We start from the raw sequence: 25,758 nt of genomic DNA on the forward strand, positions 1-25,758 counted from the left end.
CGATCATGACGCAGCGCCCTTTCTCCCACTCCCCATTCCTGGCGACCGATCCCGATGTGCTGGTGGTCGGCGCCGGCCCCGTCGGGCTGGCCGTCGCCGTCGAACTGGGCCTGCGGGGCATTTCATGCCAGGTCATCGACGAGGTCGAGGCCGTCGGGCACTGGTGGACCCGGGCCATGAACATGAACAAGCGCACCATGGAACACATGCGGCGCTGGGGCCTGGCCGGGCGGCTGAAGGCCGTCAACCACGTGCCGGCGGGGTGGCCGTCGCACGTCACCTTCCTCGATGGACTGGGCGGCACGCAATTCGCCTGCGTGCGCGCCGAAGGACTGGGCTGGCACCGGGTGCTGGACGACGCGGCCGAGGATGCGCTGTGGGTCGCCCAGGGCCAGGTCCAGGAACTGCTGCTGGACAAGGCGCGCGAGCTGGGCGCGCGCATCGCGTTCTCGTCGCGGGCCACGGCGGTCGAGATGCGCGACGGCGGCCGCGTCGCCGCCACGGTCCAAGACGTCCGCACGGGGCAGACACGTTCGATGGAGGCGCGCTACCTGATCGGCTGCGACGGCGGCCGCAGCCTGGTGCGCGGCGCAGCCGGGATCCCGTACGAAGGCGCCGGCGCCCTGTCGCGCCAGATATCCATGTTCTTCCATGCCCCCGACCTGCTGGCGGCCATGCGCAGCCGCGGCATCGCCGATTCAGTCATGTATTTCTGCGCCAGCCCCGAAGTGCCCGGCACCGCGCGGCTGATCTGCGGCGACCGCTGGGAATTCACCTACCGCCCGCCCGCGGGGAGCGGCGAAGACATCGACGCCCACGCGGTGATCCGCCGCCTGATCGGCCCCGGCCTCTCGTTCACGCTGGAAAGGACCTATCCCTTTTCCTATTTCGAACTGCTGGCGCAGCGGTTCCGCCACGGCCCCGTCTTCCTCGCCGGCGACGCGGCCCACCTCATCCCTCCCCTGGGTGGACACAACCTCAATCTCGGCGTGGGCGACGCGGTCAACCTGGGATGGAAGCTGGCGCACGTGCTGCGCGGCTGGGCCGACGAAGCCATCCTGGACAGCTACAGCCCCGAACGCCTGCCCATCGTGCAGCGCACCTCGAAGGAGGCCCACGCCAACTACGAACGGCTGCGCTCCACCTTCGACCGTCTGTCGGCCGTCATGCAGGCCGTGGACACCGGCCCCGAGGCCCGGGACCGGCGCGCGGAACTGAGCGCGCCCGTCGCCCGCGACCTCGAACCCCAGTGGTGGTCGGACGGCACCGTGCTGGACCAGCGCTATTGCGCATCGCCCATCCTGCGGGCCGAGGCCGGACCCGGCCCGGCCTACGACTCGACCCGCTATCCGCCTCACGCCGCCCCGGGCCATCGCGCGCCCATGTGGCGCATGCCGGACGGTACGCCTCTGTACGACCGGCTCGGCCCGGAATATACGTTGCTGGACACGGCCGGCACGCCACAGGCCGGCATGGCGGCGGCGCGCCTCGCCGCCGGGGCCGGCCTGCCGCTGCGCCATCTGCGGCTTCCCGACGCGGGACTGGCCCGCCTCTACGGCGCGCCGCTGGCCCTGATCCGGCCCGACCAGCACGTCGCCTGGCGCGGCGAATCGCTGCCGCCCGCCCTGCTGGAGGTGCTCGCGGGGCGGGCGGCGGACACCGCGCCATGATCCGCACCCTGGACATCCGCGGCACCGTCTACGCGTACGAAGCATCGGGCGCGGGACCCTTGGTCCTGTTCGGGCACGGTCTGTATTTCGACCGTTCCATGTTCGCCCGGCAGGCAGAGGCGCTGGGGGACCGTTACCGCTGCGTGCGCCTGGACTGGCCCGGCCACGGGGACAGCGGCTGGCGGCCGCAAGGCTGGACCGCCGCCGACCTGGTGGAGGACGTCGCCGCCCTGATCCCGGCGCTGGGGGCCGAACGCGCCATCCTGGTGGGCCTGAGCCAGGGCGGCGCCGTCTTCGCCCGGACCGCCCTGGCCCATCCGGAACGGGTTGCCGCGCTGGTGATCATGAACGCGACGCCTCACGCAACGGCGAGCGACGCCCGGAACCGGATGCGGCAGGCCTCCGAAACACTCGCGCACGGCAGCGCCCGCGATCGCGAGCAGCTGTTCCGGTCGATCGCGGACCGCATGTTCAGCCCCCACACCCGGGCCGCCCATCCCGAACGAATGGCGGCCGCGCGGCAGGTATTCGTCCGCCACGACCCGGCGGCGCTGGCGCTGGCGGTCAGGCTGGGCCTGAGCTATGAAGACCTCGTTCCCAGGCTGGGCAACCTGGCCGTCCCGACCCTGCTACTCTGGGGCGAAGATGACCTGATCAGCCCCATCGCGCTGGCCCGGGCCTACCTTGGGCAGGTCCCCGACGCGCGGCTGGCCGGCCTCCCGCTGGCGGGTCACTCCGCGCCGCTCGAACAACCCGAGGCCGTCACGCGCGAACTGGCCGCGTTCCTGCACGGGCTCGCCGCCGTCCGGCCATCCTTCCAACCTCCTCCCACCTCCGAGATACAACCATGACTTTCGATCCCCACGCGGGCCGCCACCGCATGCCCGTCGTCTTCGGTCCCAGCGCCGGCCCCCGGCAGGGACCCGACGGCCGGACTTTCGACATGAGCCGCGCCCCGCGCACGTCCGCCGCGATCAGCTTCCTGACCGAGCGCTCGCGCCTGGAAGCCCTGTTGCCTCCCGGCTGCGAACTCGACGGCCCGCCCGTCGTGACCGTCGAGCACACCATGCTGCGTGAACTGGAATGGCTGGCCGGGCGGGGCTATAACCTCCTGGGCGTCAGGTTCCCCGTGCGGTACCAGGGGCGCGAAGAAACGGCGCGCGGGCCTTTCCTTTCCGTCTTGTGGGAAAACCGTCCCGAGCCCATCATCACCGGCCGCGAGGAGCTCGGATACGCCAAGCTCTACTGCGAATTGCCCGAACCGCGCATCCTGCGCGGCGCGCACTGCTACGCGGCCAGTTGGGACGGCCACGAATTCCTGCGCATGGAAATCGATGGACTCGACGAGGCCACGCCTCCCGCCGCCCCCGCCGCCGACGGCGTCCTGCACTATCGGTACCTGCCCGCGATCTCGGGCGCGGCACCCTCCGTCAGCGAGATGGTGATCTCGCCCTCGGGCGGCAGTCCCATGCGCCATCGCTCGTTCCGGCGCGGCACCGGCCGGCTGGCGTTCGTGCGCTCGACCTGGGAGCAATTGCCCACCATGTACCACATCGTCAACGCGCTCGCGGACCTGCCCATCCTCGACATCACCGGTGCGTCGATTGCCGAGACGGTGGGCGCGAAAGACCTGAGCGATCAGCGCGTCCTGCGCTGACGAGGACGGACACCATGCCGGATACGACCACGACGCCATCGGCCCCCGCTCCCCGCGCCCGCGTGGAGCCTGACGCCCACTCGCCCTCGCTCTTCGCGCACTTCGTCCTCCAGACGGCCAACTACGAAGCGGTCAGGGACTGGTATCTGACCGTCCTGAACGCGCAGGTGGTCTACGACCGCCACGACCTGTGCTTTCTCACCTACGACGACGAGCATCACAGGCTGGCGATCCGGCATGTCCCGGGGCTGCGGCCGCCCCGCCCCGGAAGCTGGGGACTGCATCATCTCGCCTATGCCTACCCGACGCTGCGCGCCTTGCTGTCGACCTACCTGCGCCTGAAGAACCAGGGAATCCGGCCCTACTGGACGATCAACCACGGCCCGACCCTCTCGTTCTACTACCGCGATCCGGACGGCACGCAGATCGAATTGCAGGTCGACAACTTCCGCACCAAGGAAGAAGCCGCGGCCTTCTTCCATGGCGACGACTTCGCCGTGAATCCGGTGGGCATCAAGCTCGATCCGGAAGCGCTCATCCGCGCCTACGAGGCCGGCGTCCCGGAAGCGGAACTCGCGCGCCGTCCGCGCATGGCGCCGGGGCAGACGCTCGACGACATGCGGCCCGGGGAAACACCCGCCTAATATCCCGCCCTGGCGTAGGGATTGGCCCCGCGCCGGTACACCATCAACGCGCGCCGGTACCGGTTGACCATCTCCCCCCGCTGGTTGCGCGCCTCGGTCAGCACCGCCACCACGCCCTGGTCGGGCCGGGATCCGGACGGGCGCGTGCCCTCCACCGTGGACCGCGCCTCCAGCGTGTCCCCGGGCATCAGGTCGGCGCCGAACTCCACATCGGTCCACCCCAGGTTGACGGTGACCCGGCCGAAGGTGCGCGTGGACAGCGCCACCGCCACGCCGATCCCCCAGGTCTGCGGCACCACGGGTCCGGGCAGCCCCAGCGCCTGCGCAAAGGCATGGTCGTGGCTTTGCGGCTGCCACTCCATCGCGCGCAGCGCGTGCAAGGTGGCCTCCTCGGCCAGCAGGGTCTTGCGCGGGCTGTGCACGAAGGTCTCGCCCTGCCGCAGGTCTTCGAAAAAGAGGCCGGTCTGCTCGACCCAGGCGCCGTCCTCCCGCGCGGCATGCGACCGGAAGCGCTCGTCGTCCGCCGCCGTGGCGCCCGCGATGGCATCGGGTCCCGCCGCGCCATGCCACAGCTCGACCGCGTAGCGCAGCTCGGCCACCTGCTCGCCGCGCTGGTTGAAACCGCGCGTCAGCAGGCTGGCGCGGCCCAGGAACGCATCCACCGGTTCGGTGGCCAGCACTTCGGTCTCGACATAGAGGGTATCGCCGCCGAACATGGGCCGGGTCAGCGCGATGCTCGACATGGACACGATGCGGCGGCGCCGGCCGAAGGTCTTGGACGTCATGCCGATCAACCGCTGCAGGGTCAGCGTGCTGACCATCAGGGGCCGCTTCCAGTCCGTCAGCCCGGCGTAGCAGTCGTCGTAATGGACCATGGCCGAGTTGATCGAATCCAGGGCCTCGGACACGTTGTCCTGCTGGGAAAAGGTAATGCCCGGCCGATGGACGAAACGCTGTCCGGCGGACAGATGCTCGAAGCCCAGGCCGAAGCGTTCGGCGTAGAGGCCGTCGCCCAGATGGTAGTAAGCGGTATGCATGAAAGTCTCCAACGGCAGGTCAGGTCGGGGCGGCGGCACGCCGCAGGATGCGCAGGGCGCTCTGGTAGACGGGCTCGTCCACCATCGTGGCCCCCACCGCGCAGGCCCGGCGGCCCGCGCGCTCGTAGGCGGCGGTGATCTCGCCCGCCCACGCCAGCCTGGCCGGATCGGGCTCGAAGGCCCGCACGATGATGGGCCACTGGCGCGGATGGATGGCGAGCTTGCCGTGGAAACCCATGGCGCGGGCCCGCTCGCAGTCGCCGCGCAGGCCGCCGTCGTCGTCGATGGCGATATGCGGCACGTCCAGCATGGGCACGCCGCTGCCGGCGATCTCGAACAGGAGGCGCCCGCGCACGTAGGCCAGCGCGTCCCAGGTGTTGTCCGCGCCGGTCTCGGCGCTGAAGTCCGCGGCGCCGAAGGCCATCGCCGCCAGCCACGGCCCCGCCTGGGCGATGTCGGCCGCACGGCGCACGCCCTGCGCCGACTCCACCAGCGCCATCAGCCGCAACGCGGGGTTGGCCGCGGCCGCGTGCGCGTGGATCATGCGCAGCCCGGCGGCATCCTCGGCCTTGGGCACCGCCACCAGGTCCAGCGCTGGCAGCGCGCCCGCATGGGCCAGCGCGTACAGGTCCTCCAGCCCCGCGGGCGTCTGCGGCGAGGAAACGCGCAATGCCACCATGGGCGCCCCCTGGCCGGCCGGGGGCAACGCCGCCAGCCAGGCCAGCGCGTCGCGCCGGGCGGCCGCCTTGTCGGCGAGCGGCACGGCATCCTCGAGATCGATGATGACGCCCGGCGCGCCGCCGCGCAGCGCCTTGTCGTAGCGGTCGGGCCGGTTGCCGGGACAGAACAGGAAGGTGGAAGGAACGACGGGGTGGGTCACGCGGGCTCTCCGAGGCAAGGTCGCGGCCCGCGCGATCGGATCAGCCGACCGGCTCTCGCCGCATCACGGTGCTGAACAAATGCCGCCCTTCGGGGAAGAGCCCCACCGAGGCGACGATCAGGTCTTTCTTCGTGCCGTAGTACCAGGTGCGCGTGCGCAGGGTCGGCGTGCTGAAGCGGGTCTGCAGCAGCTCGGCCTGCGCCCGGGTCAGCCGGACGGCATCGATTTCCTGGCGGATTTCGCATACCCGGTCGCCGCGCCGCTCGGCCAGCCATTCGGCAACGGAGGCCCGGTAGCCGTCCAGTTGCTCGAGCGCGTCCGCATACAGCGGCGGAATATGGTGTTCGCTGTAGACGACCGGCGGCGCGCCCTCGGCCTGGCGCAGGCCGGTCACCCGGACGAAGCGCTGGCCGGCGGGCAGCCGAAGCGCGCGGGCCGAACCCTCGTCGCCGTCGACCTCGCGGATGCTCAGGGTATGGAAGCGAAAGCCCCGGGTGAAGCGCAGGATGTCGTCCACCGTGTTGCCCACGTGCACGAAATTGCCAGAGGGCTGCGCCGACTCCACGCGGGTCCCGATGCCGGGGCGGCGGCTGACCAGCCCCTGCACTTCCAGTTCGCGCAAGGCGCCGCGCACGGTGATACGGCTGACGTTGAACTGCTGTCCCAGTTCGTTCTCGGTCGGCAGCAGGCTGCCGGGCGGATATTCGCCGTCGCGGATCCGCCGGATCAAGGTCTGGGCCAACAGCTTGTACTGCGAGCCGGCACTGCGCTGGAACATGGGGCGACACGTCAGAGAACACCAAGGGTCCTTAGTCTACCTTGCTCCTCTTCGTCGATCCCGATGCTGGCCAGCAGCTCGCGGGTATCGGCGCCCATGGCCGGCGCGGGCCCGACGGCCACCGCCGGCCGCGACGTGCGCAACGGGCTGTCCAGCACCCGCAGCGCGCCGCCGCCCGCCAGGTCGACGCGGCGGATGCGGCCGTCGGCCTGGGCCAGGGGCGCATCCAGCGCCTGCCCCACGGACCACACGGGCGCGGCGGGCACCGTGCCGGCGAAGTGCCGCATCCACTCGGCCGTGGTGCGCGCCGACAGCGCCTCGTCCAGCAGTCCGGTCAGTTCCTCGCGATGCCGGCCCCGGGCGGCGAAGTCGACGAAGCGCGCATCCGTGATCCATTCCGGCCGTCCGATCCGCTCGCACAGGTTGCGCCAGAATTTTTCCTTGTTGCACATCAGGTAGATCCAGCCGTCGCCAGTGCGATAGAGCTGACATGGCGTGAGCGAGGGGTGCCCGGAACGGGGCTGGCGGTCGGTCTCGGCGGCGCCGTTCAGGTACCACGCCGCCACATAGTTGAGATTGAACAGCGCGACGTCGTACAGGCTGGTGTCCACGTCGCACCCCTGGCCGCTGCGCGCGGCCTCCAGCATGCCGCTGAGCAGCCCCACGGACATCATCACGCCGGTCATGTAGTCGACCAGCGACAGCCCCATGCGCGACGGCGCCGTGTCCGGTTCGCCGGTCAGCGAGAAATAGCCCGCCTCGGCCTGCATCAGGTAGTCGTAGCCCGGCCACGCCGCGCGTTCGCCGGTCCGGCCATAGGCCGATATATGGGCGCAGACCACGGCCGGGTTGACGTCCTTCAGGTCTTCGTAGGTCAGGCCGAGCTTGCCCGCGACGTCGCCGCGCAGGTTGTCGACCACGCCGTGCGCCGTGGCCGCCAACTTGCGGAACAGGGCCCGCCCCTCAGGATGGGCGAGGTTCAGCGTGATGCTTTTCTTGCCCTGGTTCAGGCTCTGGAAGAACAGGCTTTGCGCGCCGTCGGGCAGATCCGCCAGGAAATGCGGGCCGACCAGCCGCGACACGTCGCCCCCTTGCGCGGCCTGCTCGACCTTGATGACCTCGGCCCCCAGCGCCGCGAGCAACTGGGTGCCGAAAGGCGCCGCGCCGTACTGTTCGACGGCAAGAATGCGGAACCCGCGAAGTAGCGACATGAAGCTCCCCGGACAATGTTGGAAAAGGACATCTTGAGTTTGTTATAACAATATATCAAAATGAGAAAACAGAAAAGCCAGACGATGGCACCATTCGCGAGGAGACCCTTCCCATGAACAAACTGCTCTTGCTGTGCTGCCTGGCCGTGGGCCTGGCCGGCCAACCCGTCCTTGCCGACCAGGCGTTCCCCAGTAAACGGGTGCGCGTGATCGTCCCCTTCCCGCCCGGACAGGGCTCGGACATCCTCGCCCGCGCCATCGGCGACAAGCTGGCGCAGAAATGGGGGCAGCCGGTGGTGGTGGAGAACCGCGCCGGGGCCAACGGCGCCATCGCGCTGCAGGAAGTGGCGCGGGCCGAGGGCGACGGGTACACGCTGCTGGTCACGTCCAACTCCCCCGTCGTGATCAATCCCAGCCTGTACAAACATCTGCCCTACGACGTCGGACGCGATTTCCAGCCCGTCGCGCTGCTGGCCGGCACGGACATGCTCATGGTGGTGAACGCGCAGTTCCCGGCCACCACGCTGCCCGAAGTCATCGCCCAGTTGAAGGCGAACCCCGGCAAGTTCAGCTACGGTTCGCCGGGCACGGGCTCGACCAGCCATCTCAGCATGGAAGTCTTCAAGCAATTGGCGGGCGTGGACCTCGTCCACGTGCCCTACAAGGGCAGCCCGCCGGCGTTCACGGACCTGATCGGCGGTTCGATCAAGCTGATGATCGACGCCCTGCCCAGCGCCATGCCCCAGGTGAAGTCCGGCCGGGTCCGGGCCATCGCCATCACCAGCAGCGACACGCCCTCCACCATCATGCCGGACGTGCCGCTGGCCAGCCGTTCCGGGCTGACCGGCCTGCCGGGGCGCGCCTGGTACGGGATGTTCGCCCCCAAGTCCACGCCCGCCGCGGCCATGACGCGCATCGTCGCCGACGTGCGGGCGGTGCTGCAGACCCCCGAGATCGTCGCCAAGCTGCCCCAGCTCGGCCTGGAGGCCGTGGAGCCCATGACGCCCGAGGAATTCGGACGCTTCCTGGACAAGGAAACCGCCTACTGGGTCGACGCGACGCGCCGCACGGGGATGTATCAGATCGAATAGCAATAGTGACGGCGGCGCGCGCCTGGGGGACAATGCACCGGGGAACCTCGATGCATTGCCCCGACGCTACAATTCCCCCATGCGCATCCTCATCGCCGAAGACGACAACATCCTTGCCGACGGCCTGTCCCGCTCCCTGCGCCAGAACGGCTACGCGGTCGATGCCGTCCACGACGGGCTCGAGGCGGACTCCGCGCTGGCGGCCCAGCCCTTCGACCTGCTGATCCTGGACATCGGCCTGCCCCGGCTGTCGGGCACCGAAGTCCTGCGCCGCCTGCGGGCGCGCAATTCGCACATGCCGGTGCTGATACTTACCGCCGCCGACAGCGTGGAGCAGCGCGTCAAGGGCCTGGACCTGGGGGCCGACGACTACATGGCCAAGCCCTTTGCCCTGTCCGAGCTCGAAGCGCGGGTCCGCGCGCTGACCCGGCGTGGCGCGGGCGGCGGGCCGGCGGTGCTGCGCCATGGCCGGCTGGCCTTCGACCAGGTCGGGCGCGTGGTGACCATCGACGAGCAGATCGTCGAGCTGTCCGCGCGCGAAGTCAGCCTGCTCGAAGTCCTGCTGTCGCGCAGCGGCCGCATGGTCAGCAAGAAACAATTGGTGGACCACCTGTGCGAGTGGGGCGAGGAAGTCAGCACCAACGCCATCGAGGTCTACGTGCACCGGCTGCGCAAGAAGCTGGAACCCGGCGGCGTCAAGATCGCCACCGTGCGCGGACTGGGATACTGCCTGGAACGCGAGCCCGGCGTCCAGCACGGCGCGGCCTGACCCGGCCCCGGATGGACGACGAGCACAAGGGGCCGCAGCCCATCCCCGCCATCGAACGGCCGGCACGGTCGCTGTTCGGCGAGATCCTCGACTGGATGCTGGTCCCGCTGTTCCTGCTATGGCCGATCAGCGTCGCCATCACCTACGTGGTCGCGCAATCGATCTCCGTCGCGCCCTACGACCGCAGCCTGGCCAACAACGTACTGGCCCTGGCCCAGCAGATCAAGGACGTCAACGGCCGGGCACGGCTGCAGTTGCCGGTCTCTGCGCGCGAGATGCTGCGCGCCGACGAGACCGACAGCGTGTTCTATCTCGTGCTGGGCAGCCGCGGCGAATACCTGAGCGGCGACCGGGAACTGCCGCTGCCGTCGCTCGAACGCCCCCTGCCCGGCATCGTGCAATACCGCGACGACGTGATGCGGGGCTTCGCGGTGCGCGTCGCCTATACCTGGGTGTCCCTGCCCACGATCCCGGGCGCGCAGCCGGCGCTGGTGCAGGTGGCCGAGACGCTCGAAAAGCGCTCGCAACTGGCCAACGAGATCATCAAGGGCGTGGTGCTGCCGCAATTCGTGGTGCTGCCGCTGGCCGTGGTACTGGTGTGGTTCGGGCTGTCGCGCGGCATCGCGCCGCTGGGCAGACTCCAGGCACGGCTGCGTGCGCGGCGGCCCGACGACCTGTCGCCCATCGACGACCGCGAGGTGCCGCAGGAAATCGCGCCGCTGGTGGGCGCCATGAACGAACTGCTGCTGCGCCTGTCGGCCAACATCGACGCGCAGAAGCGTTTCGTCGCCGACGCGGCGCACCAGTTGAAGACGCCGCTTGCCGGCATACGCACCCAGGCCGAGCTGGCGCTGCGCAATGCGAGCCCGGAAGACATGGAGGCCAGCCTGCGGCACCTGATCTCGGGCGCCGAACGGGCCACGCGCCTGGTCAACCAGTTGCTCGCGCTGGCGCGCGCCGAGGACACGGGCAGCCCCGTGGATGTCTCCACCCACGTCGACCTGCTGGCCGTCGCCAGCGACCAGACCCAGAACTGGGTGCACGAGGCGATGGAGCGCGGAATCGACCTGGGCCTGGAAGGCCCGGAGACGCCGGTCCCGGTCGCCGGCAACGCCTTGCTGCTGGCCGAACTGGTCAACAACCTGATCGACAACGCGCTGCGCTACACCCCGGGCGGCGGCACCGTCACCGTCCGCGTGGCGGCAACCGAGGCGGGCGCGACGCTCGATGTCGAAGACTCCGGTCCGGGCATCCCGCCCGAAGAACGCGAACTGGTGTTCGACCGCTTCTACCGTATCCTGGGCTCCAACGCCGAAGGCAGCGGCCTGGGCCTGGCCATCGTGCGCGAGATCGCCCAGCGGCACGGCGCCACCCTGGCGATCGCCGACAACCCGCAGGACCCGGCCTGCGCACCGGCCGGCACGCGCATCACCGTGCGTTTCCCGCCAGCCTGAGGCCGGCGGCCGCTCAAAAACTCAGCCCCGCCTCGCGCGCCGCCATGTCGTGCAGCGCGCGGCGCATCAGCAGCCCCGGCTTATCGGACGCGAAATTCAGATCGAACTGCGGTTCGGTGTCGCGCTTCACCACGTCCAGTATCCACTCCAGCGCGTCCACGTCCTCGAGATAGGCCTTGGCCGACGCCTCGTACAGGTAGGCGTCCGCGGCGGGATCGTCGAGATTGGCGTCGCGGCTGTTGAACCACCAGTAGTGGATGCTGCCGTTGGTCTCGGGCGTGAAGGCGTGGGTGATATTGAAGCGATAGGTGCGCGGCGCGCCACCGGCATCGTGGTTATCGACGATGCGGGCGAAGGCCACGTGCAGGCCCGGCGAAGCGAAACGCGCTTCCGAATAGCGGTCCACCGGCTTGCCGGTCAGGCCGGTGGGCACGCCGTAGACGTCCGGCGGCGGCGAGTTCTTCAGCGCGCGGTCGATGATGACCACGTCGCCGTCCTGGCGCACGTCCAGCTTGCTGCGCGCGTACTCCGGGGTACCGATCGCGCCGGGGTGCAGAAAGGGGAAATGGGTCTGGTCCAGCAGGTTCTCGTGCATCGACACATAGTCCGCCTTCATGTGGAAGCTGCCGTTCACGCTCTTCCACGCCGGGCTGGCCAGCCAGCCCGTGTCGGGGATCAGGGCCGGGTCGGCATGGTCGGGATCGCCCATCCATATCCAGACCAGCGGCGCGCGCTCGACGATGGGAAAGCTGCGCACCTGCGCATTGGTGGGGACCAGCGGCATGGCCGGCATCTTCACGCAGTGGCCCGACGGGTCGAAGCGCATGCCGTGATAGCCGCACATCAGCTCGTCGCCCTCCAGGCGTCCCTTGGCCAGCGGGAAGGAACGGTGCGGACACCGGTTGCGTACCGCCACCGGCTCGCCGGCCTGCGTGCGGTACAGGGCGACATCCACGCCCAGGAAGCGCCGGCTGCGCAGCTCGCGGGAGATCTCGCCGGACAGGCCCGCCACGTACCAGCAATTGCGCACCAGCGGCGTGGCATGGTCGGCGAAACCGCCGGGCTCGAAGGAAAAATCGGGACGGAGTTCGGGCATGGGGTCGGCGATGCGGTTCATGATGGCAGGCTCCTGCAGGGAATGACGGAATGGTCAGGCGTCCAGCACCAGGCGCGTCCCGCGGATCCGCGATACGCAGATGCACAGGGTCTCGCCGGCGGCGCGCTCTTCATCGCTCAGGTAGCGATCGCGATGGTCGATGGGGCCGTCGGCCGAGACGACCGGCAACGGGCACAGGCCGCATTCGCCGCGCGCGCAGTCCCACAGCACGGGCACGTCGGCCAGCCGCAGCGCGTCCAGGATGCTGGCGTCGGGCCCCACCTGGACAGTCCTGCCCGAGCGGCGCAGTTCGACCTCGAAGGCCGTTTCATCGCCCGTGGGACCGGCGGTGAACACTTCGCTGCGCACGCGCCCGGCGTCCCAGCCCAGCGCGGCACCCGCCTCATGGGCGGCGGCGATCATGGGCGCGGGACCGCACACATACACGCGCACGCCACCGGGCTGCGACGCCAGCAGGCCGCGCACGTCCAACACACCCGCTTCGTCGCTGTAGTGGAAACGGACACGATCGCCGGCCACCTCTTCCAGCAGATCGCGGTAGGCCATGGCCGCCGGATCCCGGCCGGCGTACACGACACCGTAGCGGCAGCCGCGGCGCGACAGGCTGCGCGCCATGGCGACGATGGGTGTCACGCCTATGCCGCCGGCGATGAGCAAGGTGCGGGTGTCGCGCCGGTCCAGGGGAAAATCGTTGACCGGCGCGGCGATGCGCACGCGCGTGCCCGGCGCGAAGCTGTCGTGGATGAAGGCCGAGCCGCGCGCCCGGTCTTCCCGCTGCACGGCGATGCGATAGACATGCCGCGGATCGTCCTGCCCCGCCAGCCCGCCGATCAGCGAGTAGTGCCGGACGATGGGACCCCGCGCCGGCGACACCATGTGCAGCGCCACATGCGCGCCCGGCTCGTAGCGCGGCAGCGGCCGGCCATCGGCCGATGCCAGCAGATATTCCTTGATGCGCGGCGTCAGCGGCCGGACCCCGGCCACCACGGCCTCGATGTGCTTGCTTGCCACGGTTGTCCTCCTGTTCGCCGTCAATCCAGGCGGATATCGGCACCCTTGATGATCGGGCCCCACTTGGCGATCTCCTCATCCACCAGCCGGGCCATGTCGCGCGGGGACATGGCGTAGGCCTCATAGGTGAAGGTGGCCAGTTTCTGCCGCACGTCGGGCGCTTCCAGGGCGGCGGCTATCCCTTCGTTCAGCCGCAGCACGAGCTCGGCGGGCGTACCCTTGGGAACGAACAGGCCATTCCAGCCGCCCACCTCGAAGCCGGCCGGGCCGCCGGCCTGCGCCACGGTGGGCACCTCGGCATAGCCCGGCAGGCGCCGGGGCGCCGCCACGGCCAGGAAACGCACCTTGCCGGACTGGTACACGGGGCCGGCCGACACCGGCGTTCCCAGCGTCCAGCTGACGTCGCCCACGGCCACCGACTGGAACAACTGCGCCGACTCTTTGTAAGGCACGTGCATCATGTCCGTGCCGGTGGCCGCGGCCAACAGCAGCCCGCCCAGGTGCGCGGGACTGGCCACGCCCCAGGATCCGTACGAGACGCCCCCGGGCTTGGTCCTGGCGGCGGCGATCAGGTCGCCGATCGTCCGCCACGTCGAACCGGCGGGCACCACGACGAAGAAGTAGTTGCGCACGAGCGGCGTGACCGGATCGAAATCCTTGCGCACGTCGTAGGGCAGCCTGGCGAACAGGTGCGGCTGGGTACCCACGTGGTAGCTGTCCATGTGGACCAGCGTGTAGCCGTCGGGCGCGGCGCGCCGGCCTGCCTCGAAAGCGAGGAAGCCGCTGGCGCCGGGCCGGTTCTCGACGATGACCTGCTGCCCCAGCGTGGCGGTCAGCTTCTCGGCGACGATGCGCAGCAGCACGTCGGGCCCCTGGCCCACGGCGAATGGCGTCACGATCTTGACCGGCCGGACCGGATAGCCCGGCGCGGCGGCGGCGGCAACCGACGACGCCGCCAGGACGCCAGCGGCCAGCATGCGCGAGATCCACGATTTGGACATGTTTGGTCTCCTCTTCCCAGGGTGGGTACGGTGGGCGTCGCTCGCGCCCGATTGTGGGAAAGGATTTTATTAAGGAATAATAGAGAACATTTATTCAAAAAATAGCTATCAGTAAGCTCGATAGAGAACAAATGGACGCCATCACGCAACTGCGCACTTTCACCACCGTCGTGGCCTGCGGCGGTTTTTCGGAGGCCGCCCGGCAGATGGCGGTCGTGCCCTCGGTCGTGGCCAAGCGCATCCGCCAGTTGGAAGCGACGGTGGGCGCGCGGCTGTTCGACCGGACCACCCGCACGGTGCGCCTGACCGAAGCGGGCGAGAAACTCCATGCGCGCGCGGGCGTGCTGGTGGCCAGCTTCGAAGACCTGGTGCAAAGCGTGGAGCGGGACGCCTCCAAGCTGGTGGGCCACCTGCGGATCGCCACGCCGACCACGCTGACCACGGTGCGGCTGGGGCCGCTGTTCAACGCCTTCCTGCGGCGGCACGACGGCATCACCATGGAGATCTCGCTGGTCGATCACTCCACCAACCCCGCCGAACGGGACTATGACCTCGCCATCAGCGGACGGCCCGCCAGCTACGAGGGCGTGGTCGAGATTCCCCTGTGCCCGGTGGACACCGTGCTGTGCGCCGCGCCCGGGTATCTCGCGCGCCACGGCCGGCCGCGCCACCCCCAGGCCCTGACCGAACACGCCTGCCTGGTCTTCAAGCCATCCGGCCGGGCCTGGCACTTCCGCAGCGCCCGCGGCGGCATCAGCGTGGACATTCCCCCTCGTCTGGTGGCCGACGACAACCTGACGCTGCGGGATGCCGCCCTGTCGGAACTCGGCATCGCCGCCCTGCCCTCGTATGTCGCCCGCCCGGCCCTGGAAGCCGGCACGCTGGAGACGGTACTGCACGATTTCCCGCTGCAGGAGACCTGGTTCAAGGCCTACGTCCCGCGGCGCAAACAGCACGTCGCCCGCGTCGCCGCCCTGGTCGACTGGCTGGCCGGGCACCTGCGGCCGGACGTCCCGCCAGCCGGCTGAGTCCCGCCAGCGGCGGGCCGCGTCTCGCCGCCGCCACGCTTTGGCCCCGCCGCCCAGCCTGCGGGAAACTCCCAGGCGCGCCCGCGCCCGCCCCGCCCCCAGGCGCCGCGCGGGTGGCCGGCACGGGCCAGGCCCGGACATATCACCAGTTCGTGAAGATTCAGTTCCCCGTCAGTAACTCGTCAGTGCCGCGTCAGCAAGTATTTCTACTCTGGTTTCAAGCCCGAGGCTCCCGTGGCTAAGGGCCAGTCTGCATATCAACTATTACTCATTCCCAGCAGGCCCACCCAGGAGACATTCCTTCATGAGCACCACCGTCAACAGTTCAGGGGCGCCGACTCCGGCCGCGCGTCCCATGACCAAGGAAGAGCGGCGCGTGATCTTCGCCTCGTCGCTAGGCACGGTATTCGAGTGGTACGACTTCTACCTATATGGCTCCCTGGCGGCCATCATCGCCAAGCAGTTCTTCTCGGGCGTCAATGACACGGCGGCCTTCATCTTCGCGCTCCTGGCATTCGCCGCGGGTTTCGCGGTCCGGCCGTTCGGTGCCCTGGTGTTCGGCCGGCTGGGGGACCTGGTCGGACGCAAATACACGTTCCTGATCACGATCCTGATCATGGGCCTGTCGACCTTCATCGTGGGGATACTGCCCTCCTACGCGTCCATCGGCATCGCGGCTCCCGTCATCCTCATCATCCTGCGGCTGGCCCAGGGCCTGGCGCTGGGCGGCGAGTACGGCGGGGCGGCCACCTACGTGGCCGAGCATGCCCCGCACGGCAAGCGCGGCGCCTACACGAGCTGGATCCAGACCACCGCCACGCTGGGCCTGTTCCTGTCGCTGCTGGTGATATTGGGCGTGCGCAACGCCACCGGCGAGGAAGCCTTCGCCGCCTGGGGCTGGCGCGTCCCGTTCCTGGTCTCCATCTTCCTGCTGGCGATCTCGGTCTGGATCCGGCTCAAGCTGCATGAGTCGCCCGCCTTCCAGCGCATGAAGGCCGAGGGCAAGCAATCGAAGGCGCCGCTGACCGAGTCCTTCGGCCGGTGGGGCAACCTGAAGGTGGTCCTGCTGGCGCTGCTGGGCCTGACCGCCGGCCAGGCCGTGGTCTGGTACACGGGACAGTTCTACTCGCTGTTCTTTCTGACCCAGACCCTGAAGGTGGACGCCACCACGGCCAACATCCTGATCGCCATCGCCCTCCTGATCGGCACGCCCTTCTTCCTGGTGTTCGGCTCCCTGTCGGACAAGATAGGCCGCAAGCCCATCATCATGGCCGGGTGCCTGATCGCCGCCATCGCCTACTTCCCGCTCTTCAAGGCCATCACGCACTACGCCAACCCGGCGCTGGAAGCGGCGCAGGCCAAGGCTCCCGTGGTGGTCGTGGCCGACCCCAAGACCTGCTCATTCCAGTTCAACCCGGTGGGCACCGCCAAGTTCGTCAGCTCCTGCGACCAGGCCAAGTCCTTCCTGGCCTCGAACTCGGTCAACTACAGCAATGAAGCGGCTCCGCCGGGATCCGTGGCCAAGATCAAGGTAGGCGACACCACGATCGAGTCCTTCGAGGGCGCGGGACTGCCGGCGGCCGAATTCAAGACGCGCGGCGACGAGCTCAAGGCGCGCCTGACGACGGAAATCCGCAACCACGGCTACCCGGCCAAGGCCGATCCGGCCCAGGTCAACAAGACCATGCTGGTGGTGCTGCTGACGCTGCTGGTGATCCTGGTCACGATGGTCTACGGCCCGATCGCGGCCATGCTGGTGGAAATGTTCCCCACCCGCATCCGCTACACTTCGATGAGCCTGCCTTACCACATCGGCAACGGCTGGTTCGGCGGCTTCCTGCCCACCACCGCCTTTGCCATCGTGGCGGCCACCGGCAACATCTATAATGGGCTGTGGTATCCCATCGCGGTTGCCGTGATGAGTTTGGTCATCGGTACCCTGTTCGTCAAGGAAACCAAGGACAACCGCCTGGAGGACTGACCCCGGCAAGGGCGCGGCAAAGCCGCGCCCCGCTCCCGCGATGCGGCGCGCCTGCAACAATTCGACCAGGCACCGGGTGCGCCGAGACTTCCCACCATCGCAAAACTTGGGTTATCGTAACAAGCGTTACAATCCCGGCTTAGCCGGGTTTTGTTTTTCAGCCAGTTGGAGACCTTGCCATGCGGGCGACCGAGCCCCAGGCCACAGGCCGCACGCCGGGCAACACACCGAGTCTCGTCGCCGAGTCGCTCAGCAAATCCTTTCTATCCGGTAATGTGCGCGAGCGCATTCTGCGGGATTTGTCGGTTAGCATCATGCCCGGCGAACTGACATTGATTTCCGGGCCATCGGGCTGCGGCAAAAGCACCCTGCTGGCCATCCTCAGCGGCATGCTGCGTCCGGATGCCGGCATGGTGCGCGCCCTGGGCCAGGACCTTGGCCTGTTGCAGCTACACGAGCTTGAACGTTTCCGGCTGATGCATACCGGCTTCGTCTTCCAAGGCTTCAATCTTTTTCCCGCGCTGACGGCTGTCGAACAGGTCGTCCTGCCCCTGCGCTACGTAGGCCTGTCCAAGCAACAGGCCGAGGAACAGGCCTGGGCGGCGCTGGAAGAAGTCGGCATGGGCGGGCGCGCCCGCCAGCGGCCATCGGGCCTGTCCGGCGGCGAACAGCAGCGCGTGGCCATCGCCCGCGCGCTCGCCAAGGAACCCGAACTGCTCTTTGCGGACGAGCCGACCAGCGCGCTGGACGCCGGCAACGGCATGAAAGTCATCGACATCCTGCACCGCATCGCCAGGCGCCACGGCGCCACGGTGTTGTGCGTCAGCCACGATCCGCGCCTGATCAGCCATGCCGACCGCGTCCTGACCATGGAGGATGGGCGCATCCTGGACGACAGGCGCACCAGTGCGCTGGTCGCCGAAACCTAGGAATTCCCGAGCTCGTGCCTAAGCTTTTCACCTCTCTTCGCCTTGGCGTCCTGGTCACCCTGACCGGGAGTCTGTTCCTGGCCGCGTGTTCCCGCGAGCCGCAGGCCGACTCCCCCACGGCCGACCAGCCCCCCTACGCGGCCGTCGCGCGCGGACGCGTCGACGTCGAAGGCGGCCTGGTGCGCGTGGGCGCGGCCGTGGACGGCACCGTCGCGCGCGTGACCGTCCACGATGGCGACCAGGTCAAGAAAGGCCAGGCGCTGATCGAATTCAACCCCGCGGCGGCCCAGCTGGCCGTCGACGCGGCCGAGGCCGAATTGCGCCAGGCGCAAGCTCAGGAACGCGTGCTGCGCAGCCGCGTGCCCGGGCTCCAGCAGCGCGCCCAGCGGGTGACCGAGGCCGCGGCCGGCGGCGCCATCGACGGCCAGGCCGCCGACGATGCGCGCAACGCCGTGGCGCAAGCCGAGGCCGAGGCGGCGGCGACCCAGGCGGCGGTCGAGGTCGCGCGCCAGAAATTGCGTGCGGCGCAATGGACATTGGAACGCCAGCAGGTCCGCGCCCCCGTGGACGGCGAGATCGTGGGGCTGGACGTGCAGGTCGGCAACGCGATCACGGCCCAGACCGAACTGCTGCGCCTGCTGCCCAAGCGCCGCCTGATCGTCCGGGCCGAGGTGAACGAAGCCTATGTCGCGGCATTGAAAACCGGCATGCAGGCCGAGATCGTGGAAGAATCCGCCCCGGGCGGCACGCCCATCGCCGCCCGCCTGGAGCGCATAGGCAGCGTGTTCCAGGTCATGGCCCCCAGCGACGATCCGCAGGAACGGATCAGCCGCCGGGGGGTCGAGAGCCTGCTGTCGATCGAAAAACCCGAGAAATTGCGTGTCGGCCAGCGGGTGCTGGTCCGTTTCCTTCCCTAAAGGCTTGCCATGTTGCTCAGTCAGTACGCTGCCGACGAACAGCCCGGATCCGAATGGATCGTGTTGTGCGACTTCGACGGCACCATTTCCAAGCAGGATGTCACCGACACCCTGCTTGAACATTTTGGCCGGCCGGGATGGCAGGAGCTGGAAACCGCCTGGGAACAGGGCGAGATCGGCTCGCGCGAGTGCATGGCCAAGCAGATCGCGCTGCTGGACGCCAGCAAGGAAGAACTGGACGCCCTGGTGGCGGGCATCGAGATCGACCCGGCCTTCCCCGAATTCGTGGCCCAGGCGCGCCGCCTCGGCACACCGGTGCACATCGTCAGCGACGGCCTGGCGGGCGTGATCACGGCCATCATGGACCGCCATGGCCTGGCGGACCTGCCCGTGGTGGCCAACCGCTTCGAGCAGGCCGGCCCGCGCAGCTGGCGGCTGACCTTCCCCTACGCCGACGCCGCCTGCCGCAAGGCCAGCGGCACCTGCAAGTGCTCCTACGGCTCGGGCGTGCGCGGCCTGCACGAGAAAATCCTGTACGTGGGCGACGGCGCCTCGGACTTCTGCGTATCGGGCACCGTCGATTTCGTGCTGGCCAAGCATCGCCTGATCGACTATTGCCGCGAGCATGGCCTGGTACACATTCCCATCGCCGGCTTCGACGAAGCCCGCAATGCGCTCGACTTCATCCTGAAAGGCCAGTTGCACGCCATCGCGCAACCTCCGCGCGGCTTCACGATCGCTCCGGCGGCCGCCAGCACCGCCTGAACCCCGGGCGGTCCATTCTTCACCTCATGATCAAATCTGCGGATTTCTATTTCGAAGGCGGCCGCGCGGGCGTGCTGCTCATTCATGGCCTGACCGGCACCCCCAATGAAATGCGTACCGTGGGCAAAGGCCTGCACCGGGCCGGTTTCACGGTCTACGGCATGCAGCTGGCGGGCCACTGCGGCGACGTCGACGACCTCGTGCGCACCGGCTGGAAGGACTGGTACGCCAGCGTGCTGGAAGGCGTGGACCGGCTGCGCCGCGACGTCGACCATTGCTTCGTCGCCGGCCTGTCGATGGGCGCGGTGCTGGCCCTGAAGGCCGCGGCCGACCGGCCCGACGACATCGCCGGCGTGGGCGTCTACGGCGCGACCTTCCGCTACGACGGCTGGAACATTCCCTGGTACTGGCGCCTGTCGTTCCTGCTGCCCTGGTTCAAGCGCTTCAACCTGTTCCAGGACAAGACCTTCGACGAAGAGCCGCCCTACGGCCTGAAGGACGAACGGCTGCGCGCGGCGGTGTCCTCCAGCATGCTGGGCGGCGACAGCGCCGACGCCGGCCTGCCCGGCAACCCCTGGTCCTCCCTGGCCGAGCTCATCGACCTCTCGGCCACGGTGCGCCGCCAACTGCCCCAGGTACGCGCGCCCTGCCTGGTCATGCACGCCGCCGAGGACGACATGGCCAGCGTCGGCAACGCGCGCCTGGTCATGAACCGCGTCAGCGGCCCCGCCAAGCTGGTGCTGCTGCACGACAGCTACCACATGATCACGGTGGACCGCGAACGCCGCGAGGTCATCCGCGAGTCGGCGGAATTCTTCTCCGAGATCGCGGCGCGGCGCGAAGACGCCGCACCCCGGGCGGCGGCGCGATGACGCCGCTCGTCGCCCTGCTCTGGGCCCTGAACGTACTGGTGGACACCGGCGGCCAGCTTGCCTTCAAGGCGGCCGCCACCACGCCGGCCGAAGGCCGCGGCCTGCGCTACTGGCGCGAACTGGGGCGGCGCCCCTGGATCTGGATAGGGATCGCCTGCTATATCCTGGAGTTCGTCGTCTGGCTGGCCTTCCTGTCGCTGGTGCCGCTGTCCGAGGGCGTGCTGCTGGGCTCGATCAATATCGTCGCCATCATGATCGCCGGCCGCTTCCTGTTCAACGAACACCTGACGCCGCTGCGGGTGGCCGGCATCGCGCTGATCGCCGCCGGCGTGGCGGTCGTGGGGATACCGTGATGCGCCGCTTCTACCTGATCGGCTTCGGCCTGCTGATGGCCTTCGACACGCTGGCGCAGATCAGCTTCAAGTACGCCGCCAACCATGCGATGCCGCTGGCGGCCGACCTGGAATGGCTGGCGCGGGTGTTCGGCCAGCCGTGGATCTACGGCGCCTTCGTCGGCTACATCGGCGCGTTCTTCACCTGGATGTCGCTGCTCAAGCGCGCGCCCATCGGCCCGGCCTTCGCCGCCTCCCACCTCGAAGTCGTGACCGTCATGCTGGTGTCGGTCTGGCTGTTCGACGAACACATCACCACCAACCAGATGCTGGGCGCGCTGCTGATCATCGGCGGCATCGTCTGCCTGGCCTTCGGCGAGGCCGGCGAATCGCGGCGCCTCCACCCGGAGTCCGGCCGTGCCGACGCCTAGGCTAGCGGCCGGCGCCCACGGGCGCGACATTCCGCCCACGGCGGGCCTGCCGCTGCGCTGGAACGACCTCCTGCCCGGCGGTCCGGCGGACCTGGAGGCTCGCATCGCGTCCTGGCTGGGCACCCCGGCCCTGCAACTGGAATGCTCCGGCACCTCCAGCCTGGTCGTCTCGCTGCTGACGCTGGCCCGGCGCAGCCCGCGCAAGACCGTCATCCTGCCCGCCTATACCTGCCCGCTGGTGGCCCTGGCGGTCCACCATTGCGGGCTGCGGCTGAAACTGTGCGACCTCGCCCCCGGACATTTCGACCTCGACCCGGCCGCGCTCGAGGCGGCCTGCGACGACGATACGCTGGCCATCGTGGTCACCCACCTCGCCGGCCGCGTGGCCGACACCAGCGCCGCGCTGCGCTGCGCGGCCCGGTGCGGCGCGGCCGTCATCGAAGACGCGGCGCAAGCGCTGGGCGCCCGCCGCGACGGACGCAGCGTCGGCCTGGATGGCGACATCGGCTTCTTCAGCCTGGCCGCGGGCAAGGGCCTGAGCATCTACGAAGGCGGCCTGCTGCTGGCGCGCGATCCCGCGCTGCGCGACGAATTGCGGGCCACCAGCGCGCGCGCCGTCGGCAGCCGCCCGGGATGGGAAGCCCGCCGAAGCCTGGAACTCCTGGCCTACGCGCTGCTGTACGGGCCGCGCGGCATGCGCCTGGCCTACGGCAACCCGCAGCGCGCGGCCTTGCGCGCCGGCGATCCCGTCCGGGCCGCCGGCGACGATTTCTCACTCGACATCCCCATCCACCGGGTCGGCCGCTGGCGCCGCGGCGTGGGCGCGCGGGCGGCCCGCCGCCTGCCGGCGTTCCTGGACGACGCCCGGGACCGTGCCCTGCGCCGCCTGGGACGGCTACGAGACCTGCCCGGGGTACGCGTCATGCAGGACACCGCCGGCGGCGACGGCGTCTGGCCGTTCTTCATGCTGCTGCTGCCCGACGCGCAAACGCGGCAGCGGGCGCTGGACCGGCTGTGGGGCGCGGGACTGGGCGTGGGCCCGCTGTTCGTGCACACCCTGCCCGACTACGGCTACCTGCGCCCCATCGTCGCCGACGCGCCGGTGCCCCACGCCCGCGATTTCGCGGCGCGCGCGTTGTCGATCACCAACAGCCACTGGCTGGACGACGAGCGGTTCGAAGCGATCTGCGCAACCCTGGCCGCGCTCCTGGCGGCCTGACGCGCCGCCGGTGCGCCGGAACTCAGAGAAAGCGGTCCAGGATGCGGCGGCTGGCGCGGTCCAGGCGCTCCAGGTCGCGTATCAGGAAGTGAATGCCGTGGCCGTCCGAGATCAGGAGCTTGGACTGGGAAATGCGCCGGATGTCCTGTTCGCTCTTGAGCCATAGCCGGGCTTCGCCGCGGTTGGTCCGGACGGTCCAGGTCGTGGGCGTGACATAGCTCGCCACCTGCACGATGCGCTGGATCTCGGGCATGAATTCCCGCTGCCCGAGTTCTTCCCGCACCAGTTCCCGCGCCGCGGGCGGCAGGTCCGCCAGGCGGGAGATCCACGCCACTTCGTGCCCGCCCGGGCCGACCAGCGAGATGTCCTCGGATTCGGTATCGATGGGGAAGGCGCGCACGGGCGTCACTTCCTCGGCCGGCCCGCCATCGGCGGGGGCGCAGATCAGCCGGCCATAGGCGTTGCGGCTCAGCGTATAGGGAAAGCTCATGCCTGCTCCTCGTCGTCGCCGTCCCAGGTGCTGTCGCTGCCGGGCGGATCGAGCTGCCGGGTCTGCGCCTGGTGCAGGCGATAATAGGCGCCGCCCTTGGCGATCAGGTCTTCGTGGCGTCCCTGCTCGACGATGCGGCCACGATCCAGCACCACCAGCCGGTCGGCCCGCCGCAAGGTGCTGAGCCGGTGTGCCACGGCGATGGTGGTACGCCCTTGCACCAGGTTGTCGAGCGCCTTCTGGATCTCCTGTTCGGTCGAGGTGTCGACCGACGAGGTGGCCTCGTCCAGGATCAGGATGCGCGGGTCGATCAGCAAGGCCCGGGCGATGGAGATGCGCTGGCGCTCGCCGCCCGACAGGGCCTGCCCGCGCTCGCCCACCAGCGAATCGTAGCCATGCGGCAGCCGCAGGATGAACTCGTGCGCGTGGGCCGCGCGCGCGGCGGCGATGATTTCCTCGCGCGTGGCCTCGGGCTTGCCATAGGCGATGTTCTCGGCCACCGTGCCGAAGAACAGGAAGGGCTCCTGCAGCACCACGCCGATGTTGCGCCGGTACCCGGGGATGGACAGCGCGCGGATATCGACCCCGTCCACCTTGATCGACCCCTGCGAGACATCGTAGAAGCGGCAGATCAGGTTGACCAGCGTGCTCTTGCCCGAGCCGCTATGCCCCACCAGGCCGATCATTTCGCCCGGCGCGATGTCCAGGTCCACGCCGCGCAGCACGGCGCGCGTGCCGTAGCGGAAGGTGGCCTCGCGGATCTGGATGCGGCCCTCCACCCGGCCCAGGGGAACCGGATGGGCCGGTTCGGGCACGCTGGAGACCCGATCCAGGATGTCGAAGATGCGCTTGGCGCCCGCCGCCGCCTTCTGCGTGACCGAGACAATGCGGCTCATGGAATCGAGCCGCAGGTAGAAACGGCTGATGTAGGCCAGGAACGCGGCCAGCACGCCCACCGAGATGTGGTGGTTGGCGATCTGCCAGATGCCGAATATCCAGACCACCAGCAGGCCGACCTCGGTCAGCAGGATCACCGTGGGCGAGAACATCGACCACACGGTATTGACCTTGTCGTTGACCGCCAGGTTGTGGTTGTTGGCCTCGCGGAAACGCGCCACTTCGCGCTTTTCCTGGGCGAAGGCCTTCACCACCCGGATGCCCGGGATCGTGTCGGCCAGGACGTTGGTGATCTCGGCCCAGTTGCGGTCCACCTTCTCGAACCCGTGCCGCAGCTTGTCGCGCACCAGGTGGATGAGCCAGGCGATGAAGGGCAGCGGCAGCAGCGTGACCAGCGCCAGCCAGGGATCGATGGAGATCAGGATGGCCGCCGTCATCAGGATCATCAATACGTCGGTCGCGAAATCCAGCAGGTGCAGCGACAGGAAGACGCAGATGCGGTCGGTTTCGTTGCCGACGCGCGTCATGAGATCGCCGGTACGCTTGCCGCCGAAGTACTCCAGCGACAACTGCTGCAGGTGTTCATAGGCGGTGGTGCGCAGGTCGGCCCCGATGCGTTCGCTGACCCAGGCGAGGATATAGGTGCGCGACCAGCCCAGCACCCAGGCCACCAGCGCCGCGCCCAGCAGCCCGGACAGGTAGAACGCGGCCAGGTGGTAATCGATAGGCTTGCCGTTCTGGAACGGAATCAGCACGTCGTCCATCAGCGGCATGGTCAGGTAGGGGGGAACCAGCGTGGCGGCGGTGGACAGGACCGTCAGGATGAAACCCAGCAACAGCTTGCCGCGATAGGGGCGCGCGAACCGTCGCAGCCGCAGCAGGGCCCAGCCCCGGTCCTCGGGCGGCGCGTCCGCCTCGCACGCCGGGCAATCCTGTTCGCCTTCCGGCAGCGGCGCATGGCAACGGGGGCAGGCCGGCGCCAGGCGGGCCGCCACGCCCCCCTGCGTAAGCGCCGCCAGCTGGCGCTCGAACTGGTCGGCCAGCCGGACGGCGCCGGCATGGTGGGCCATGGTCGTCCGCCACATGGCCAGCCGCGCGTGGGCGTCGACCAGTTCGGCCCCGACCACGCCGGCATGGTCGGACAACGCCAGCCGCATGCCCTCGCGCAGCGGCCAGTCGCGCCACCCCGGCGCATCGGCCGAGGCCGCCAGCAGCCGGGTTTCGGTCAGCACCAGCGCGCCCCGGGCATAGCGCAATTCCGTATCGAGATCCAACTCCAGCCAGGCGCAGACAGTTTCGCCCTCGGCCAGCGGCGGGGCCGCCTGGCCACGCCAGGCATCGGGCAGGGAGGACAACGAAAGAGACGCGGCAGTCATCGGCGGGAGGTGCCCCAAATAAGCAACATAGTATTTGTAACTATTTATAATTCATGGAAATATGTCAGTCTCACGTAAGTATTATAGTTCCCACCAACTTCCGTTGTTCGAGAAACCGATGCGTTGTAGTGCCGCATCTAGGGGATTCCCTAAACCATGTATTCCATCTTGCCTGCCAGGCAAGGGGGCAATACATTTCCG

Annotated in this window: 25 protein-coding genes; 16 read left to right on the forward strand and 9 right to left on the reverse strand. The window is 69.1% G+C overall.

What is annotated here, in order from left to right; translation table 11 throughout:
• Nucleotides 1-5 precede the first annotated feature (5 nt).
• Genes AC1Q6E_RS08730 through AC1Q6E_RS08745 form a run of 4 tightly spaced genes read left to right on the forward strand, consistent with a single transcriptional unit; the run spans nt 6 to nt 3,971 of the window.
• Nucleotides 6-1,670 carry an FAD-dependent monooxygenase gene (locus AC1Q6E_RS08730; protein ID WP_492572569.1) on the forward strand — a complete coding sequence of 555 codons (1,665 nt, stop codon included), beginning with the start codon at nt 6-8 and terminating at the stop codon, nt 1,668-1,670.
• Entirely contained in the window at nt 1,667-2,521 is an 855-nt protein-coding gene (locus AC1Q6E_RS08735; protein ID WP_492572570.1) for an alpha/beta fold hydrolase, read from the forward strand. The genes AC1Q6E_RS08730 and AC1Q6E_RS08735 overlap by 4 nt, the downstream gene beginning before the upstream one ends.
• The gene (locus AC1Q6E_RS08740; RefSeq protein WP_152795948.1) at nt 2,518-3,327 is read left to right on the forward strand and encodes an acetoacetate decarboxylase family protein; all 810 of its coding nucleotides are present in this window, start codon (nt 2,518-2,520) and stop codon (nt 3,325-3,327) included. The genes AC1Q6E_RS08735 and AC1Q6E_RS08740 overlap by 4 nt, the downstream gene beginning before the upstream one ends.
• A gap of 14 nt (nt 3,328-3,341) precedes the next feature.
• Entirely contained in the window at nt 3,342-3,971 is a 630-nt protein-coding gene (locus AC1Q6E_RS08745; RefSeq protein ID WP_492572571.1) for a VOC family protein, read from the forward strand.
• Here AC1Q6E_RS08745 and AC1Q6E_RS08750 read toward each other — a convergent pair.
• Genes AC1Q6E_RS08750 through AC1Q6E_RS08765 form a run of 4 tightly spaced genes read right to left on the reverse strand, consistent with a single transcriptional unit; the run spans nt 3,968 to nt 7,877 of the window.
• Nucleotides 3,968-5,008, reverse strand: coding sequence for a MaoC/PaaZ C-terminal domain-containing protein (locus AC1Q6E_RS08750; RefSeq protein ID WP_152795952.1), 1,041 nt, complete (start codon nt 5,006-5,008; stop codon nt 3,968-3,970). The two genes, AC1Q6E_RS08745 and AC1Q6E_RS08750, sit on opposite strands and share 4 nt — an antisense overlap.
• A 19-nt stretch (nt 5,009-5,027) precedes the next feature.
• Nucleotides 5,028-5,888 carry an HpcH/HpaI aldolase/citrate lyase family protein gene (locus AC1Q6E_RS08755; protein ID WP_492572572.1) on the reverse strand — a complete coding sequence of 287 codons (861 nt, stop codon included), beginning with the start codon at nt 5,886-5,888 and terminating at the stop codon, nt 5,028-5,030.
• A gap of 40 nt (nt 5,889-5,928) precedes the next feature.
• On the reverse strand, nt 5,929-6,666 hold the full coding sequence (locus AC1Q6E_RS08760; RefSeq protein ID WP_152795956.1) for a GntR family transcriptional regulator: 738 nt from the start codon (nt 6,664-6,666) through the stop codon (nt 5,929-5,931).
• Nucleotides 6,667-6,677: 11 nt separating this feature from the next.
• A complete protein-coding gene (locus tag AC1Q6E_RS08765) occupies nt 6,678-7,877 on the reverse strand; it encodes a CoA transferase (RefSeq protein WP_152795957.1) in 1,200 nt (399 codons plus the stop codon).
• Nucleotides 7,878-7,990: 113 nt separating this feature from the next.
• On the opposite strand from AC1Q6E_RS08765, the gene AC1Q6E_RS08770 reads away from it, so the two are divergent.
• From AC1Q6E_RS08770 to AC1Q6E_RS08780, 3 genes are all read left to right on the forward strand, one after another.
• A complete protein-coding gene (locus AC1Q6E_RS08770; RefSeq protein ID WP_152795959.1) occupies nt 7,991-8,968 on the forward strand; it encodes a Bug family tripartite tricarboxylate transporter substrate binding protein in 978 nt (325 codons plus the stop codon).
• Nucleotides 8,969-9,047: 79 nt separating this feature from the next.
• The gene (locus AC1Q6E_RS08775) at nt 9,048-9,737 is read left to right on the forward strand and encodes a response regulator transcription factor (protein ID WP_152795961.1); all 690 of its coding nucleotides are present in this window, start codon (nt 9,048-9,050) and stop codon (nt 9,735-9,737) included.
• Nucleotides 9,738-9,832: 95 nt separating this feature from the next.
• Nucleotides 9,833-11,191 carry a sensor histidine kinase gene (locus AC1Q6E_RS08780; RefSeq protein ID WP_152797741.1) on the forward strand — a complete coding sequence of 453 codons (1,359 nt, stop codon included), beginning with the start codon at nt 9,833-9,835 and terminating at the stop codon, nt 11,189-11,191.
• Between the two features lie 13 nt (nt 11,192-11,204).
• Here the strand turns inward: AC1Q6E_RS08780 and AC1Q6E_RS08785 are convergent, their stop codons facing one another.
• The 3 genes from AC1Q6E_RS08785 to AC1Q6E_RS08795 are packed head-to-tail and all read right to left on the reverse strand — an operon-like array spanning nt 11,205 to nt 14,320.
• Nucleotides 11,205-12,308, reverse strand: coding sequence for a Rieske 2Fe-2S domain-containing protein (locus AC1Q6E_RS08785; protein ID WP_492572573.1), 1,104 nt, complete (start codon nt 12,306-12,308; stop codon nt 11,205-11,207).
• A gap of 33 nt (nt 12,309-12,341) precedes the next feature.
• A complete protein-coding gene (locus tag AC1Q6E_RS08790; protein WP_296556773.1) occupies nt 12,342-13,319 on the reverse strand; it encodes a PDR/VanB family oxidoreductase in 978 nt (325 codons plus the stop codon).
• 20 nt (nt 13,320-13,339) lie between these two features.
• Nucleotides 13,340-14,320: a Bug family tripartite tricarboxylate transporter substrate binding protein gene (locus AC1Q6E_RS08795; RefSeq protein ID WP_492572574.1), complete on the reverse strand. Its 981-nt coding sequence runs from the start codon at nt 14,318-14,320 to the stop codon at nt 13,340-13,342.
• A gap of 131 nt (nt 14,321-14,451) precedes the next feature.
• On the opposite strand from AC1Q6E_RS08795, the gene AC1Q6E_RS08800 reads away from it, so the two are divergent.
• The 9 genes from AC1Q6E_RS08800 (at nt 14,452) to AC1Q6E_RS08840 (ending at nt 22,794) form a co-directional block, all read left to right on the forward strand.
• The gene (locus tag AC1Q6E_RS08800) at nt 14,452-15,348 is read left to right on the forward strand and encodes a LysR family transcriptional regulator (RefSeq protein ID WP_492572575.1); all 897 of its coding nucleotides are present in this window, start codon (nt 14,452-14,454) and stop codon (nt 15,346-15,348) included.
• Nucleotides 15,349-15,652: 304 nt separating this feature from the next.
• Complete coding sequence (locus AC1Q6E_RS08805) at nt 15,653-17,329, forward strand: MFS transporter (RefSeq protein WP_152796139.1); 1,677 nt, start codon at nt 15,653-15,655, stop codon at nt 17,327-17,329.
• Between the two features lie 179 nt (nt 17,330-17,508).
• Entirely contained in the window at nt 17,509-18,258 is a 750-nt protein-coding gene (locus tag AC1Q6E_RS08810) for an ABC transporter ATP-binding protein (RefSeq protein WP_152796137.1), read from the forward strand.
• Between the two features lie 14 nt (nt 18,259-18,272).
• The gene (locus AC1Q6E_RS08815) at nt 18,273-19,175 is read left to right on the forward strand and encodes an HlyD family secretion protein (protein ID WP_152796135.1); all 903 of its coding nucleotides are present in this window, start codon (nt 18,273-18,275) and stop codon (nt 19,173-19,175) included.
• Between the two features lie 9 nt (nt 19,176-19,184).
• On the forward strand, nt 19,185-19,940 hold the full coding sequence (locus AC1Q6E_RS08820; RefSeq protein ID WP_152796134.1) for an MtnX-like HAD-IB family phosphatase: 756 nt from the start codon (nt 19,185-19,187) through the stop codon (nt 19,938-19,940).
• A gap of 26 nt (nt 19,941-19,966) precedes the next feature.
• Nucleotides 19,967-20,812, forward strand: a complete 846-nt coding sequence (locus AC1Q6E_RS08825; RefSeq protein WP_152796132.1) for an alpha/beta fold hydrolase — start codon at nt 19,967-19,969, stop codon at nt 20,810-20,812.
• Complete coding sequence (locus tag AC1Q6E_RS08830; protein ID WP_152796130.1) at nt 20,809-21,165, forward strand: EamA family transporter; 357 nt, start codon at nt 20,809-20,811, stop codon at nt 21,163-21,165. The genes AC1Q6E_RS08825 and AC1Q6E_RS08830 overlap by 4 nt, the downstream gene beginning before the upstream one ends.
• Complete coding sequence (locus tag AC1Q6E_RS08835) at nt 21,165-21,575, forward strand: DMT family transporter (protein WP_152796128.1); 411 nt, start codon at nt 21,165-21,167, stop codon at nt 21,573-21,575. Before AC1Q6E_RS08830 ends, AC1Q6E_RS08835 begins: the two co-directional genes overlap by 1 nt.
• Nucleotides 21,562-22,794 carry a DegT/DnrJ/EryC1/StrS family aminotransferase gene (locus tag AC1Q6E_RS08840; protein ID WP_296556770.1) on the forward strand — a complete coding sequence of 411 codons (1,233 nt, stop codon included), beginning with the start codon at nt 21,562-21,564 and terminating at the stop codon, nt 22,792-22,794. Before AC1Q6E_RS08835 ends, AC1Q6E_RS08840 begins: the two co-directional genes overlap by 14 nt.
• Nucleotides 22,795-22,816: 22 nt before the next feature.
• On the opposite strand, the gene AC1Q6E_RS08845 is transcribed toward AC1Q6E_RS08840, so the two are convergent.
• Together AC1Q6E_RS08845 and AC1Q6E_RS08850 are read right to left on the reverse strand one after the other, a co-directional pair.
• A complete protein-coding gene (locus AC1Q6E_RS08845; protein ID WP_152796126.1) occupies nt 22,817-23,284 on the reverse strand; it encodes a cyanophycin metabolism-associated DUF1854 family protein in 468 nt (155 codons plus the stop codon).
• Nucleotides 23,281-25,557 carry a cyanophycin metabolism-associated ABC transporter gene (locus tag AC1Q6E_RS08850; RefSeq protein WP_152796124.1) on the reverse strand — a complete coding sequence of 759 codons (2,277 nt, stop codon included), beginning with the start codon at nt 25,555-25,557 and terminating at the stop codon, nt 23,281-23,283. Before AC1Q6E_RS08850 ends, AC1Q6E_RS08845 begins: the two co-directional genes overlap by 4 nt.
• Nucleotides 25,558-25,758: the final 201 nt, after the last annotated feature.

The sequence above is a fragment of the Pigmentiphaga sp. MLSB6-MA01 genome (genome assembly GCF_058793475.1).

Excerpts from the sequence above, each read along its gene's own strand:
- AC1Q6E_RS08740 (WP_152795948.1), top strand. The coding sequence starts at position 2,518 with ATGACTTTCGATCCCCACGCGGGCCGCCACCGCATGCCCGTCGTCTTC.
- AC1Q6E_RS08835 (WP_152796128.1), top strand. The coding sequence starts at position 21,165 with ATGCGCCGCTTCTACCTGATCGGCTTCGGCCTGCTGATGGCCTTCGAC.
- AC1Q6E_RS08845 (WP_152796126.1), bottom strand. The coding sequence starts at position 23,284 with ATGAGCTTTCCCTATACGCTGAGCCGCAACGCCTATGGCCGGCTGATC.
- AC1Q6E_RS08795 (WP_492572574.1), bottom strand. The coding sequence starts at position 14,320 with ATGTCCAAATCGTGGATCTCGCGCATGCTGGCCGCTGGCGTCCTGGCG.
- AC1Q6E_RS08730 (WP_492572569.1), top strand. The coding sequence starts at position 6 with ATGACGCAGCGCCCTTTCTCCCACTCCCCATTCCTGGCGACCGATCCC.
- AC1Q6E_RS08775 (WP_152795961.1), top strand. The coding sequence starts at position 9,048 with ATGCGCATCCTCATCGCCGAAGACGACAACATCCTTGCCGACGGCCTG.
- AC1Q6E_RS08800 (WP_492572575.1), top strand. The coding sequence starts at position 14,452 with ATGGACGCCATCACGCAACTGCGCACTTTCACCACCGTCGTGGCCTGC.
- AC1Q6E_RS08770 (WP_152795959.1), top strand. The coding sequence starts at position 7,991 with ATGAACAAACTGCTCTTGCTGTGCTGCCTGGCCGTGGGCCTGGCCGGC.
- AC1Q6E_RS08850 (WP_152796124.1), bottom strand. The coding sequence starts at position 25,557 with ATGACTGCCGCGTCTCTTTCGTTGTCCTCCCTGCCCGATGCCTGGCGT.
- AC1Q6E_RS08765 (WP_152795957.1), bottom strand. The coding sequence starts at position 7,877 with ATGTCGCTACTTCGCGGGTTCCGCATTCTTGCCGTCGAACAGTACGGC.
- AC1Q6E_RS08760 (WP_152795956.1), bottom strand. The coding sequence starts at position 6,666 with ATGTTCCAGCGCAGTGCCGGCTCGCAGTACAAGCTGTTGGCCCAGACC.
- AC1Q6E_RS08820 (WP_152796134.1), top strand. The coding sequence starts at position 19,185 with ATGTTGCTCAGTCAGTACGCTGCCGACGAACAGCCCGGATCCGAATGG.
- AC1Q6E_RS08805 (WP_152796139.1), top strand. The coding sequence starts at position 15,653 with ATGAGCACCACCGTCAACAGTTCAGGGGCGCCGACTCCGGCCGCGCGT.
- AC1Q6E_RS08825 (WP_152796132.1), top strand. The coding sequence starts at position 19,967 with ATGATCAAATCTGCGGATTTCTATTTCGAAGGCGGCCGCGCGGGCGTG.
- AC1Q6E_RS08830 (WP_152796130.1), top strand. The coding sequence starts at position 20,809 with ATGACGCCGCTCGTCGCCCTGCTCTGGGCCCTGAACGTACTGGTGGAC.
- AC1Q6E_RS08745 (WP_492572571.1), top strand. The coding sequence starts at position 3,342 with ATGCCGGATACGACCACGACGCCATCGGCCCCCGCTCCCCGCGCCCGC.
- AC1Q6E_RS08735 (WP_492572570.1), top strand. The coding sequence starts at position 1,667 with ATGATCCGCACCCTGGACATCCGCGGCACCGTCTACGCGTACGAAGCA.
- AC1Q6E_RS08810 (WP_152796137.1), top strand. The coding sequence starts at position 17,509 with ATGCGGGCGACCGAGCCCCAGGCCACAGGCCGCACGCCGGGCAACACA.
- AC1Q6E_RS08750 (WP_152795952.1), bottom strand. The coding sequence starts at position 5,008 with ATGCATACCGCTTACTACCATCTGGGCGACGGCCTCTACGCCGAACGC.
- AC1Q6E_RS08785 (WP_492572573.1), bottom strand. The coding sequence starts at position 12,308 with ATGAACCGCATCGCCGACCCCATGCCCGAACTCCGTCCCGATTTTTCC.
- AC1Q6E_RS08780 (WP_152797741.1), top strand. The coding sequence starts at position 9,833 with ATGCTGGTCCCGCTGTTCCTGCTATGGCCGATCAGCGTCGCCATCACC.